The sequence below is a fragment of the Dactylosporangium sp. NPDC050688 genome, from assembly GCF_040654515.1.
Classification (GTDB): domain Bacteria; phylum Actinomycetota; class Actinomycetes; order Mycobacteriales; family Micromonosporaceae; genus Dactylosporangium.
Genome location: NZ_JBFAIC010000103.1, coordinates 1 through 13,029 on the forward strand (window position 1 = coordinate 1; position 13,029 = coordinate 13,029).

Below are 13,029 nucleotides of genomic sequence, written 5' to 3' on the forward strand. Positions count from 1 at the left end.
GGTGTAGGAGTTCCACCACGCCGTGCCGACGGTGTAGGTGTTGATCGGCAGGCGGACCGTGTTGGCGCCGAGGTTGCCCTGGAACCCGGCGTAGACGGCATCGGCCTTGGCCCGCACGGTGCTGTAGCTGTCGGTGCTGCTGAGCCCGGCCAGGATCAGCGGCGAGCCCGTGTAGTTGTCGCCCCAGCGGGCCCAGTTGACGCCCTGGAACTGGCTGGTCGCCGCGGACGCCGACGGCGTGTTGGCGACCAGCGCGACGGAGGCCGCCGCAATCGTGGCCACGGCGCCGACGACTGCCGCGACGACGCGGCCACGACGGGAGAAGCGTGCCACGTGCCGTCCTTTCTGCCGGTGCTCGAGCGGTGGCGGACCGGCTGGTGTGCCGGGCTGTGACGTCAGGCGTCCGAGGGCCGGCGCGGAGGCTGCGGCCGCCAGGCCTGGACTGGTTGGTGGACGTTGCCGTCGGATCATGGGGTGCTCCTTGTGGAGGGGTGCGTGCCGCTGTCCCAGGCGGCTGGATCAGGTCGCAACGCCTACGGCGATGCTGACCGTGGACGGACGGTGCACTTCGTGCTGTCGTGCGCGTCGGCATCACGGCGGTCGATGTCGACGTACTGCGGTGGCCGGTCTCTAGCGGTGAGAACGGTCCGATCGGAGCCGTTCGAACACCGCGAGGGTTCGCACCAGGAGGTGGTGCGCGGCGTCGACGTTTCCTGCGGCGAGCACCTGCGCCACGCGGGCGACGTGGTGCCGGAGCTCGGCGAGGTCGGTGGTGGTGGCGGCGGCGGTTGCGCCGCCGTGGATGCGCTGGAGGGCTCCGGCGCGGTCGAGGTCGTCCAGGTCGCGGCGCACCGTGGACAGCGAGGCACCGGTGACGGCCTTGGCCTCGGCGACGGTGATGTACTGGCGTTGGGTGACGAGCGCGACGATCGCCTCATGTCGCTGCTGCTGCGGCGGCGGGGCGTGGCCGATGAGCTTGTCCGTCTTGGTCTCGGTCATCGGCCGAGCCAGCCGCCGTCGACGGGGATCACCGTGCCGTGGACGTACCGGGCGGTGTCTGAGGCAAGGAAGACGATCGCGCCCGCGAGGTCCTCGGGATCGCCCCACCGGCCGGCGGGGATGCGCTCGAGGATGGCCGCGGCCCGGTGCGGGTCGTCGCGGAGTGCGGCGGTGTTGTCGGTGGCCATGTAGCCGGGCGCGATCGCGTTCACGTTGACACCGTGGCCTGCCCATTCGTTGGCCAGGGCGCGGGTCAGGCCGAGCACGGCGTGCTTGGATGCGGCATATGCGGGCACCCTGACGCCGCCCTGGAAGGACAGCATCGAGGCGATGTTGATGATGCGGCCGCCCCCGCGGGCGAGCATGTGCCGGCCGACCGCCCGGCAGAGCCGGAAGACGGCGTCGAGGTTCACGGTGAGCACGTCGTGCCAGTCGTCATCGGTGACGTCGGCGGCCGGCGCACGGTGGATGACGCCGGCGTTGTTCACCAGGATGTCCAGGTGGCCGAACACGTCCATGGCGGCGGCGACGGCGGCGTCGATCCCGTCCGGGCCGGCCGTGGCGAGGTCGCACGGCACGTGGACCGCGCGGCGGCCGAAGGTCTGGACACGTGCCGTGGTCTCGGCCGGGTCGGAGCGGCCGAGCAGGACGACGTCAGCGCCGGCCGCTGCCAACGCCAGTGCGAGGCCCTGGCCGAGGCCCCGGTTGGCGCCGGTGACCAGTGCCACCCGTCCGTCGAGGCGGAAGTCGTCGAAGGGCATGTCGGGTCCTCAGTGGCCGAGGTCGCGCAGTAGCGGCGCGCTGCGTCCGACCCACGCCAGGTCACGGTCCTCGAGGGCGCCTTGGGTGCGCTGTGTTCCGGCGAGTGCCCACAGGTAGTACGTGGTGTACCCCGGAGCGCTGACAACGGTGTGGTAGCCGGCCGGCATCAGTTGCATGCCGTGATTGCGGACGGTGTAGTTCTCCTCGTAGCCGTCGTCGGTGTAGACGCGGCTGATGCCGAAGCCGTCGCCCGGGTTGACCCGGAAGTAGTACAACTCCTCGTGCGCGGCCTCGCCGGGCAGGGCGTCAACCGTGTGCCGGTGCGGCGGGTAGGTGCTCCAGTTGCCCGACGGGGTGAACGTCTCCCCCACGATCAGGCGCCGTGCGGGCAGGTCGGGTTGCGACGCCTCGGTGAGGATCTGGTGGTAGGTGCGGCCGAAGTTGGCCGCACCCCATCGGCCGGACGCCACCCGGGCGGGCTCGATGACGTAGGGCTCGGCGGCGAGGTCGCTGGGGGCGCTGGGCAGTGCGATTTCGACCGGGGTGCTCGCCTCGATCGTGACGGTGGATCCGGCCGGGAGGTAGACCGAGTGCGGCCTGCCGGAGAACACGTTCGCGCGGCCGCCGACGCCGGCGAACTTCTGGTCGCCGACGGTGAATTCCGCCGTGCCACCGAGGATGACGGCGAGGACCTCCCGGTCGCCGGTCTCGCCGGACCATGTCGCGCCTGCCTCAAGGCGCAGCAGGGCGAAGTCCAGCAACTGGCACGGGTTGACCGGCAGGGTGTTGTAGCCGTTGGCGGCCGGGATCTGGCAGTGGTAGCGGTACGTCATCTCAGGTTTCCTCATCACCAGGGGGAGGTCCAGCCGGGCCGGGCCGTGCGGGTCAGTGCCTCGAGGTAGAAGTAGTCGCCCCAGAGGTTGCCTTCGTCGACGCCGACGCCTTTGGGTTTGTCGTAGACGCCGTGCCGCAGCAGTGCGTCGGAGTCCGGGTCCCCGGCCGTCGAATAGTTGTCGACCAGTGAGCGCAGGATGCGGCCGGCCGCGGCGCGGTACTGCTGCGCCGCCGGTCCGGCCTGCAGGCCCCGGGCGAGCTCCAGCAGGCCGTTGACGGCGATCGCGGCGGCTGAGCTGTCTCGCTCCTCGCCGCTGCCGTCGCCGAAGACGAGGTCCCAGTAGGCGACGTGGTCGGCCGGCAGGTGGGCGAGGAAGTAGTCGGCGCAGCGCTGCGCGGCCTGCAGGAACGACGGTTCCCCGGTGTACCGGAAGTTCAGGGCGAAGCCGTAGATGCCCCAGGCCTGCCCACGGGCCCAGCACGAGTCGTCGGCGCTGCCCTGCTCGGTCTCGCCCCGCAGCGGCGCGCCGGTCGTCGGGTGCCAGTAGAAGGTGTGGAAGGTGGTGTCGTCCGGGCGCAGGATGCGCTCGCGCAGCTGGTCGGCGTGGCGGCGGGCCGCGGCGGCGTAGCGGGATTCTCCGCTGACGTCGGTGGCCCAGAACAGCAGGGGCGTGTTCATGAGGCTGTCGATGATGGTGCGGCCGCGCTGGCGCGGGTCGTCCAGGTCGCCCCAGGCCTGGATGATGCCGGCCGGTTCCAGGAAGCGGGTGAGCAGGTGGTCCGCGGCGGCGAGGGCGGTGTCGCGGGCCCGTTCGTCGCCGTGCCGTTCCCAGGGCACCACACAGCTGAGGGTGTACAGGAAGCCCAGGTCGTGGGTACCGAGGTCGATGCGCCGGTCGATGCGCTCGACGAAGCTGCGCACGTGGGAGCGGGCCTCGTCGCGGTAGCGGTCGTCGCCGGTGAGTTCGTGGGCGAGCCACAGCATCCCGGGCCAGAAGCTCGTGGTCCAGCCGACGTTGCCTTGCCGCAGGGGGTACCGGTCGTCCTGGGTGGTGTCAGCCGGATACCGGTCGGCGAACTTGGTGATGTTCGCGTCGATCGTGCGCAGGGCGGCGTCCACCGCGTTCCCCGTCGCTTGCGCGTCCGGGCCGGTGTGAACCTCAATCGCCGTCATGCTGTCATCTCCTTGCTTATGGGCGGCCCGGCATCGGTCGTGTCGGGGCGCGTTGCATCGCGGGCGCACTGTCTCGGGTGTTCGGACAGGTCTCGGTGGCGGTCAGTGCCCGGTCGCCACGGACCTCCCGGCGGTCGGGCGCAGCACGCTGCGCAGCGCGAAGCGGCTGTTGGCCCACACGACGTACAGCAGCGGCGCGGCGGCCAGGCCGAGGGCGACCGCCGGGCGGGACGCGAACACCGTCTGCAGCAGCACCAGGACGACCAGTGAGAGCAGTGTGAGCGGCCAGTGCCGGACCGCCTGGTAGAGCGACACGCGCAGCGCGTCGCGCAGGCGTGCCGTCGGGAGTTCGGCGAGCACGGCCAGCGCGAGCAGTGCCGCAGCGGTGGTGAGGACCGCCGCGGTGGCCAGGAGTGGAATGGCGACCGCGCCGACGGAGTGGCCCCAGGCGGCGCGGGCGTCGACGCCGAGCACCACGAGCACGCCGGTGGTCAGCGCGCCGAGTTGCGACGCGCGGCGGAAGGAGGCCCGCCAGGTCCGGGCGAACGTGCTGGCCACGGTGGTCGACCGGTCGTCGGTGTACGCGGCGAACACCGCGAAGACGCCGCACAGCGCGGGTGCGCACAGCGGTGCGAGGAGGGCCAGCAGCGGCCAGGACCGGGTCGTGTCGGTCGTCAGCGCGACGGCCAGCAGGGGCAGGCAGCCGAGGACGAGCAGCAGGTTGGTGGTGAGGGTCAGGTAGGCCAGGTCGAAGACGGTGGCGATGATGCCGGGCCGGATGCGCATCCGATTCACCCCTTCAGGCCGCTGGTGGCGATGCCTTCGACGAAGTGCCGCTGCCCGAGCAGGAAGATCAACGCGATCGGCAGCACGGACAGCACGGAGCCGGTCATGATGAGCGCATAGTCCGCGTTGTACTGCGAGATGAACGTGGACAGTCCGAGCTGGATGGTCCGCACGTCGGGGCTGCGCAGGTAGATCAGCGGGCCGAGGTAGTCGTTCCAGGTGTTGACGAAGGTGAGCAGGGTGAGACTCGCCAGGCCGGGCGCGGACAGCGGCAGCATGATGCGCCGGTAGATGCCGTACTCGGTCATGCCGTCCATCCGGGCGGCCTCGCTGAGCTCCTCAGGGATGGTCTCGTAGTACTGCTTCATGAGGAACACCCCGAGCGCGTTGAACGCCTGCAGGGCGATGATGGCCCAGAGGGTGTCGGACAGTTGCAGCTTCGACATGAGGATGAACTGCGGCACCATGTAGGACTGCCACGGCACGGCGAGGGTGCCGATGTAGGCCAGGAACAGCAGGTTCCGGCCGGGGAAGCGAACCTTGGCGAAGCCGTAGGCGGCGAAGCTGCCGGTGAAGACCTGCAGCGCGGTGACCGTGACCGACAGCAGCAGGGTGTTGCCCAGCCACGTGGTCATGTCGGACTTGCGCCAGATATCGAGGTAGTTCTGCCAGACGACGGGGTCCGGCAGCCACTGCACCGGCACGGTGTTGACGTCGCTGTTGGCCTTCAGCGAGGACACGACCATCCAGAAGAACGGCAGCAGCACGGCGGCGGCGGCGACGACCAGCGTCAGGTAGCCCAGGAACCGCCAGACCGGATGTGCGCGCCGGCGGTTGCCGCTGGTGGGTGCGGGCCCGGCGCCGATGTGCAGCGCGGGTGGTTGCAGCAGGGTGCCGGTCACGAGGCCCTCCGCTTGTTGACGGCGAACTGCACGACGGTGATGGCGAAGCAGATGGCGAAGAGCACGACGGAGACGGCCGAGGCGTAGCCGAACTGGTTCTCCTCGAAGCCCTTCTGGTAGATGTACTGCGACAGCACCAGCGTCGACTGGCCCGGTCCGCCGTCGGTGAGCAGCAGGATGAGGTCGAAGACCTTGAAGCTGCCGATGGTGAGCATCACGACGACGAAGAACGTGGTGGGGCGCAGCGACGGGAGGGTGATGTTGCGGAAGCGCTGCCAGGAGCCGGCGCCGTCGATGCGGGCCGCTTCGTAGAGCTGGTTCGGGATGGTCTGCAGTCCGGCGAGGAAGATGAGCATGTAGTAGCCCATCTCGCGCCAGGTGCTCACGATGATGACCGCGGGCATGGACCAGTCGGCCGACACCGTCCACCCGGGTGGGTTTGCGGCGCCCAGTGCCCGCAGCAGTGCGTTGATCGGGCCGTACTGCGGGCTGAAGAGCAGGTTCCACACCTGGGCGATGGCCACGATCGAGGTGATGTAGGGGAAGAACGCGACCGTCCGGAAGAACGCGACCCCGCGCAGCTTCCGGTTGAGCAGCAGGGCGAGCCCGAGCGCCGCGCCCATGGTGAGCGGGATGTGCAGCGCGGTGTAGTACAGGGTGTTGCGCAGCGCGGTGAAGAAGCTGTCGTCGCCCAGCATCCGGGTGAAGTTGTCGACGCCGACCCACTCGGCGACGCCGAAGATGTTCCAGTCGGTGAAGGCGTAGTAGAACAAGGCCAGCACCGGGACGAGTGTGAAGACGCCGAAGCCGAGCAGGTTCGGCAGGATGAACGACCATCCGGTGAGGGTGTTGCGCCATGCGGGCCGCAGCCGCCGCCGGCGCCTGCGCCGGCCGGCCTGGATTGTTGCCATGTGCTTCTCCTGAAGGAAGTGACCGTCGGGTGCCGGGTCCGGTGTGCGCCGGGCGCGCACCGGACCCGGCCGTCGTGTCAGGACTGTCTGGTCATCCCTTGAGGACCTCGTTCTTGGCGCGGTCCTGCGCGGCACTGATTGCGCTGTCGACCGGCTTGCTGCCGGACAGCACGGCTGAGTGGGCGTCGTTGAGAATGTTCTGCAGCGCGGCGGTGTGCTTCGACACCGGGTTCTCCGGCTTCGTGTCGTGGGTGGAGAAGGTGAACTTCGACAGTTCGTCGGTCGGCATGCCCTTGAGGGCGAACAGGTCCTGCGTCACCGAGCCGGTGTCGGCCGGGGTGACGCCGATGCTCGCCAGCTTCTTCGCGCCCTGCTCGCCGGCGGCATAGGCGAGGAACGCCTTGGCCGCGGTGATCTTCTGCTTGTCGATGGCCGGGTTGATGCCCAGTCCCGTCGGGTCCCCGAAGGTGATCGGCTTCTTCGACGTGCCGGTGGTGCTGGCGTCGAGCTGCGGCGCCGGCGCCATACCCCAGGCGAAGTTCTCGGCGTCGCCGGTGGACTGCTGCTTGAGCAGGGTTGCGATGTACCAGGTCCCCATGAGCATCATCGCGGCCTGCTGCTTGCCGAACTGTGACTGGTAGGTGAGCTTGTTGGTGGTCACGGTGCCGTACGCCTGCTGCGCGCCGGCGCTCTGCAGGTCCAGGGCACGGGTGTAGTAGGGCTTGAGGTAGCCGAAGTCGCCGCTGTCGAGCTTCGCGCCGGGGGTCTGGGCGAGGGCGAAGCCCTGCACCGTGGACTGCCAGTTGTGCTGGTAGTCGCCGAAGGCCTTGGAGCCCGCGCCCTTGAGCCCGGTGGTCACCCGCTTGGACGCGGCGGCGTAGTCGTCCCAGGTCCAGGAGCCGTCGGGGTATTCGACGCCGGCCTTGTCGAACAGGGCCCGGTTGTAGAACAGCACCCAGGAGTCCTGGCGGTAGGGGATCGCCCAGGTCTTGCCGTCGACCTGGTAGGCCGACAACCCACCGACCTTGTCACCGAGCTGCTTGGCCACGTCGGAGACGTCGAGCAGCTGCTTGCCGGACTGGTAGGTGTAGAAGGGCTTCAGGTTCTTCTGGATGTAGAGGTCCGGTGCCTTCTTCGCGGCGAGGTCGGCGATCATCTGGGTGTCGTAGTTGGTGGCGTCGTACTCCTTGAGCTCGACGGTCACGTTCGGGTTGGCCTCGTGGAAGCCGTCGGCGAGGGCCTTGAACTCCGGAGTGCTTGCCAAGGTCCAGCCGCCGAGCGTCAGCGTGACCGGGCCGGTGGGTGCGGCCGCCGGGCTACCGGCGTCGTCACCGCATCCTGCGAGTAACAACGACACCGCTGAGACGACGCCCAGCGCCATCGAGATCGAGCGCTTCATCCGTTCTCCTTCACGAGGCCGGGGCCGCCGTCCGGCGCGAACGCCAGGACCGCCCCGAGGGGGTGTGTATGGGTGATCGGGGTGTTCGTTCGCACGCCGTCGGGCCAGTCGACTCGGGCGAGGATGTCTTGCCCGGCCAGGTCGAGCACCACGCGGCTGGCCTGTGGGCCGGCCGGCTGCCCGGCGGTGCAGAGTTCGAGGAGCGTCGCGACCCAGGCGCCGGGAACGACCGGGTAGTCGAGCCAGGGCACGCGCACCGGACTGCCGAGGGGGCCCGCGTCGTCGTGGACGGCCACGCCGGCGGTGTCCGGGTAGGGACGTTCGGAGCCGTCCGGCGCGTCGGTGACGGATGACCACAGGCCGCGGCCTATCGCGGCGGCGGCACCGGGTCCCACGGTCGTGGGCCCTTCGCCGGCAACCGGCCAGCCGCCGATGCGCAGCCGCAGCCGGGCGGGGTCGGCTGCGCCGGCGATGCCGTCGACGCGCGTGAGGCGGAGCTCCCAGGCCTTGCGCACGAGGGAGACGACCGTGATCTGCCCGGCCGGCTGGGACGGCCCGGACCGGCCGCTGCCGTGGTCGCGTTGCCCCGGCGTCACGTCGACCCAGTGCGCGTCGGCGCTCGACGCCGCGATGCCGACGCCTTGCCGGTCGTCGACGTCCACGGCGAGGGTGCGCATGCCGGCGCGGTGCGTGCACCGCCCGGCGGCGTCGATGAGGACGACGGACTGGTCGACCGGTGCCTCCCACGCGGCGTCGTCGAGCAGCGGTGCGGTCGCGGTGGAGTACCCCAGCCGGGTGTACAGCGGGGAGTCGGCGACGGCCGTGCCTTCGACCGCATGGTCGGTGCCGTGATTGACCACCCGGACGATGCCGTCGGCGTGGGTGCCGGCGATGATCCAGCCGGGCGCCCGCACGGCGCGCAGCGTGTCGGCGCACTGCACGGGCAGCGGCTCCGCCGGCGACGTCCAGACCGGGTGCTCGGCCGGTAGGAGGATGCCGAGGAGGCCCTTGCTGGCCCAGTACGGGGAGCCGGGGCCGGAGTAGGCCTGCGCCAGCCTGGGCCAGAGGGCGTGCCAGCCGACGGTGAGCAATCCGTCGGCGTCCGGCGCACCGCGATCGGCGAAGTGCCGCACGACCTGTTCGGCGGCGTTGCGCAGCCGGCCCGCGCTCACCGAGGGCACGCCGGCGAGGACGCCGACCCAGAAGGGGGCGGCGGCCGCGAAGCGGTAGATCAGACTGCGCCCCTGCAGTAGAGGCGAGCCGTCACCGCCGATCAACTCGAGCGCGTCCAGCAGGAACCGGTCCAGCGCCTCGAGATCCTGGTCGTGGCGTGCCTTGGCGAGGTCGGCGGCGCCGGTCATGCGTGCCCAGAGCGTCGGGTACAGGTGCAGCGCCCAGCCGGCGTAATGGTCGTAGGCGCGCTCGGGCCCATCGGCCAGCCAGCCGTCGGCGCGCTGGAACGTGTCGTGGGTGGCGAGGTCCTCAGCGATGTCGGCGGCGGACCAGGGGCCACCGACGGAGCGCAGGAACGTCTGCACGACCACGCGGAACCAGATCCAGTTGATCCGGGGGTACGTCGGGTCGCCGACCGCCGGGGCCAGATATGCCACGATCCGATCGCGGACGGCCGGCTCGAGCCGGTCCCAGATCCACGGCCGGGTCATGTCCAGCGCCAGGGCGATGGACGCCGCCTCGACCTTCGCCTGCGGGTGCTCGTCCAGTCGCACCCACCGCTCGGGCGAGCCGGGGTCGGTGCCGGCGGCGAGGCCGGCCGCATACCAGGCCGCCAGGTCGTCGAGTCCGGCACCGCGCTGGCCGGCGATCCGGAAACCGGCGAGCACGAAGGTCCGGGCGAAGCCCTCCAGGCCGTCGATCGCCCGGCCGTAGCCGCCCTCCGGACCGGGCAGGACGATCAGCGCGTGCCCGGGCGACGTGTGCCGCTGCGCGGCGGTGAGCATGCCGTCGGCGAAGCACAGCCAATCGGCGCGAGTCCACGGATCGCGGTTGGCCGCCGACAGCACCCCCGGGTGAGCGTTTGTCACGCTGCGCTCCGATGTGATCGCGCGGAGCCCCGGCGTATCCGGGGCAACGGCGCCGGTTGACGGTGGCGACGTTGCCGGGAAGTAAAACGCTCACAACCAGCCATGTCAATGACCGAAACGAACTTACCTAGTCGTAACTGATCAGATCCTGCTCATCAAAGCCAAGATTTTGCACGGTACTGGCCCGCGAAGCGATCTGATAAGATCACGATCGCTCAGATAGCACCACTGCGGGGACATGAGGAGCAACAGTGACCACCACGGAGAAGCGTGGCCCCCTGCAGGTCGCCCGCCGCACGCGGCTGCTGGAGGTGCTGCAGCGCGATGGCGTGCTGCGCATCTCGGACCTCACCGAAACCCTCGGCGCCGCCGCGGTGACCATCCGCCGCGACATCGCCCAGCTCGCCGCTGCGGGGCTGGTCCGCCGTGTGCACGGTGGTGTCGCGCTGCCCGACGGCGACGACACTGCGGCGGTGCTGGACGTCGCGGCGGTGGACGACCCCCTGCCACGGATGCCCGCCGAACTCAGCGGCCGCACCCTCGGCATGCTCGTGCCCTCCCTGGACTACTACTGGCCGCACGTGGCGCAGGGCGCCGAGGAGGCCGCCCGCGAGCTCGGCATGCGGGTCGTGCTGCGCGGCTCCTCGTACGAGTCCGAGGACGACCGCCCGCAGTTACAGCGCATGGTCGAACGACTCGGCGTCGACGCGCTGATCGTCACGCCGCGCATCGACGCGCCGACCTCCGAGCGCACCTTCGCCTGGCTGTCCGGCATCGGCCTGCCCGTCGTGCTGCTCGAACGCACTGCCGCCGTCGGGCCGCACCGCGAGGTGCTCGAATCCGTCGTCACCGACCACGCGCTCGGCGCCGCCATGGCGGTGCGTCACCTGGCCTCGCTCGGCCACCGCAAGGTCGGCGTCGTGCTGGCCAAACCGAGCCCGACCGGACCGCACGTCCACCGCGGCTGGCTGGAGGCCACCGCCGAGTGCGGCCTGGACTCCACCGGCACCGTCGACGCACGCGTGCCCGACGCCCCTTCCCCGGAGTGCGTGGCCGCCCTTGACGACGTCCTCGACCAGTGCCTCGCCACCGGCACCACCGCCCTGCTCGTGCACGCCGACGCCGAGGCGATCACCCTCATCCAGCGCTGCGAGGAGCGCCACCTCAGCGTTCCCGGCGGCCTGTCGATCGTCGCCTACGACGACGAGGTCGCCGGTCTGTTCAGCCCTCCGTTGACCGCGGTTCGCCCGCCGCGGCGCTCAATCGGCCGCGCCGCGGTCCGGCTCGTGGCCGACCGGCTCAGCGACCCCGAGCGCCCCACCCACCGCATGGTGATCAGCCCTTCCCTGCGGGTGCGTGGCTCCACCGCCGAACCACACGGGAACCGCTGACCGACGGCAGTCCCGCGGCCGGCCGGCCGAATCGGAGCGGCGCAAGCGCCGCAGCGCGTCCGTGCCGGCACCACCGGGAGATCTCCTGTGGCGCTGTCACGGACGCGGCCGGGACGGGTCAGGCCACGGACAGCAGCGGGTCGGCGACGGACTCGGCCGGGACCGGGGCGTGGCGACGGATCATGCGCAGCCGCACGAGGGTCTGCCAGATGCGTGCGGTGTCGGCGGTGGCGAGCGGTCTGTTGCATCTGCGGATCGGAGGGCGCGTTGAAGCGAGTGCCCCAGGTCTTCAGATGGCGGCGGCGAGTTCGGTGAACGCCGCGGCCACGCTCAGCCCGCGTGGGGCGTCAAGTCCGAGTTCGTAGTGTCCGCGGCGGGGGGTTCTGCGTGAAGGCGTGACCGGCGATGATCGTCTGCGCGGTCCGGTCGGTCCGCAGCCCGCGCATCGGTTTGAGCCGGTGCTTGAGTTGGCTGTGGTCGGCTTCCACCCGGTTGTTGGCGTGCCGTTCGACGTGGTGCCACGCCGACGGGACCAGCTCATCCAGAACCGCCGGGTACGTCGGTGCCGCGTCGGTGATCACCTCGGCGGGTCGCACCTTCAATGTGGCCATGGCCCGGCGGAAGAACCGGCGTGCCGCCACGCCGTCGCGGCGGGCGGAGACGAGTACGTCGATGACCTGGCCGTGCTGGTCGACAGCGCGGTACACGTACCGCCAGACACCGTCGACCTTGACATAGGTCTCATCGGTGAACCATCTGTCGCCAGGTGCATGCCGACAGAATCTGGCTGCGTCGGCCAGTAGCGGGGTGAAGCGTTGCACCCAGCGGAAGACGGTGACGTGGTCAGCCTCGACACCACGCTCAAGGAGGAGCTCCTCGACGTCGCGGTAGGACAGGTTGTACCGCAGGTACAGCCGGACCGCGACCATGATGACGTCAGGCGGGAACCGGAACCCGGCGAACGCCGACCGCGGTGGCTGGACTGGACGCCGGCGGTTCGAGTACTTCACCGCTCAAGCCTGCCTGACCAGAGCATCGATCAATGCAACGGACCCGTGTCGGTGCCGACGCTGTAGCAGGCATGGAACTGCCGCACACCGTGCAGCTTGTGATAGTTCGCCGGGAGCCGGTCCGGGTGCCCGGCCGGCGCCCAGCTGGCGCCGACCTGCGGACGGATCGTCAACGGTCCGAACTCGTCGAACGCGAAGACCCGGTCCGGGAAGGTGTTGGTGACTTCCTCGATCCGGGCGAGCTTCGCCTCGATGTTGGAGTCGTTGGACTCCATGTCTTCGTCCGCTGGAACGTGACGTCGTGCTTGTGCAGGATCTCCCGCAGCCGTTCCCGACCGATCCGCACCCGGCGCGGTCCGGTGTTGTGCGCCAAATAGTCGGCGAGTTTGCGCAGGCTCCACCGGGTGAACGGCTGCCCGAGCATTGCTGGCCTGGTCTTGGCCGTCGCGACGATGAACGCTACGTCGTCTTCACTGATCCGGCGGGGACGGCCACCCGCCCACCGAGGGTCCAGGCAGGCCAGACCCATCTCGTTGAACCGGTGGATCACCTCCCGGACCGCGTCCTCATCGCCTTGGACGAGGCAGGCAATCGCCGGAACAGTGTTCCCGCTGGCCGAGGCCATGATGACCATCGCCCGCCGCAGCCGGATCGGTGACCCGGTCCCACGCCTGACGATCTGCTGTAATCACCGACCCTCGACATCCGACAGCCGGCGTGCCCGGACAGGTTCTGCCATCCCGACAGCCTGAACCCCAATCGACACCGCGCCGGGACGTTGACCGGCGTGTCACCCAACCCGGCCAACGTTTCCGGTCA

General features: G+C 70.3%; 10 protein-coding genes and 3 pseudogenes. 1 reads left to right on the forward strand and 12 read right to left on the reverse strand.

Annotation, left to right across the window (positions count from 1 at the left end; translation table 11 throughout):
* The 10 genes and pseudogenes from AB0H83_RS48170 to AB0H83_RS48215 all read right to left on the reverse strand — a co-directional run.
* A pseudogene (locus tag AB0H83_RS48170) lies at positions 1 to 333 on the reverse strand (glycosyl hydrolase); the annotation flags it as partial.
* Between the two features lie 297 nt (positions 334 to 630).
* Complete coding sequence (locus tag AB0H83_RS48175; protein ID WP_360109464.1) at positions 631 to 999, reverse strand: DeoR family transcriptional regulator; 369 nt, start codon at positions 997 to 999, stop codon at positions 631 to 633.
* On the reverse strand, positions 996 to 1,760 hold the full coding sequence (gene kduD, locus AB0H83_RS48180; RefSeq protein WP_360109466.1) for a 2-dehydro-3-deoxy-D-gluconate 5-dehydrogenase KduD: 765 nt from the start codon (positions 1,758 to 1,760) through the stop codon (positions 996 to 998). Before kduD ends, AB0H83_RS48175 begins: the two co-directional genes overlap by 4 nt.
* A gap of 9 nt (positions 1,761 to 1,769) precedes the next feature.
* Positions 1,770 to 2,594, reverse strand: coding sequence for a 5-deoxy-glucuronate isomerase (gene iolB / locus AB0H83_RS48185; RefSeq protein WP_360109469.1), 825 nt, complete (start codon positions 2,592 to 2,594; stop codon positions 1,770 to 1,772).
* Between the two features lie 14 nt (positions 2,595 to 2,608).
* Positions 2,609 to 3,769: a glycoside hydrolase family 88 protein gene (locus AB0H83_RS48190; protein ID WP_360109472.1), complete on the reverse strand. Its 1,161-nt coding sequence runs from the start codon at positions 3,767 to 3,769 to the stop codon at positions 2,609 to 2,611.
* A 102-nt stretch (positions 3,770 to 3,871) separates the two neighbouring features.
* Positions 3,872 to 4,555 carry a DUF624 domain-containing protein gene (locus AB0H83_RS48195; protein WP_360109475.1) on the reverse strand — a complete coding sequence of 228 codons (684 nt, stop codon included), beginning with the start codon at positions 4,553 to 4,555 and terminating at the stop codon, positions 3,872 to 3,874.
* A gap of 5 nt (positions 4,556 to 4,560) precedes the next feature.
* Positions 4,561 to 5,457, reverse strand: a complete 897-nt coding sequence (locus tag AB0H83_RS48200) for a carbohydrate ABC transporter permease (RefSeq protein WP_360109478.1) — start codon at positions 5,455 to 5,457, stop codon at positions 4,561 to 4,563.
* Entirely contained in the window at positions 5,454 to 6,368 is a 915-nt protein-coding gene (locus AB0H83_RS48205; RefSeq protein WP_360109481.1) for a sugar ABC transporter permease, read from the reverse strand. The genes AB0H83_RS48200 and AB0H83_RS48205 overlap by 4 nt, the downstream gene beginning before the upstream one ends.
* Positions 6,369 to 6,459: 91 nt before the next feature.
* Positions 6,460 to 7,767, reverse strand: coding sequence for an extracellular solute-binding protein (locus AB0H83_RS48210; RefSeq protein WP_360109484.1), 1,308 nt, complete (start codon positions 7,765 to 7,767; stop codon positions 6,460 to 6,462).
* Positions 7,764 to 9,809, reverse strand: coding sequence for a DUF2264 domain-containing protein (locus AB0H83_RS48215; RefSeq protein WP_360109487.1), 2,046 nt, complete (start codon positions 9,807 to 9,809; stop codon positions 7,764 to 7,766). Before AB0H83_RS48215 ends, AB0H83_RS48210 begins: the two co-directional genes overlap by 4 nt.
* A 251-nt stretch (positions 9,810 to 10,060) precedes the next feature.
* Here AB0H83_RS48215 and AB0H83_RS48220 point away from each other — a divergent pair, with 251 nt between their 5' ends.
* Positions 10,061 to 11,200 (forward strand): substrate-binding domain-containing protein, encoded by a 1,140-nt coding sequence (locus tag AB0H83_RS48220; protein ID WP_360109490.1) that lies wholly within the window; start codon positions 10,061 to 10,063, stop codon positions 11,198 to 11,200.
* Positions 11,201 to 11,489: 289 nt separating this feature from the next.
* Here AB0H83_RS48220 and AB0H83_RS48225 read toward each other — a convergent pair.
* Together AB0H83_RS48225 and AB0H83_RS48230 are read right to left on the reverse strand one after the other, a co-directional pair.
* Positions 11,490 to 12,129, reverse strand: a pseudogene (locus AB0H83_RS48225) (IS6 family transposase).
* Between the two features lie 128 nt (positions 12,130 to 12,257).
* Positions 12,258 to 12,889: pseudogene (locus tag AB0H83_RS48230) on the reverse strand (helix-turn-helix domain-containing protein); the annotation flags it as partial.
* Positions 12,890 to 13,029: the final 140 nt, after the last annotated feature.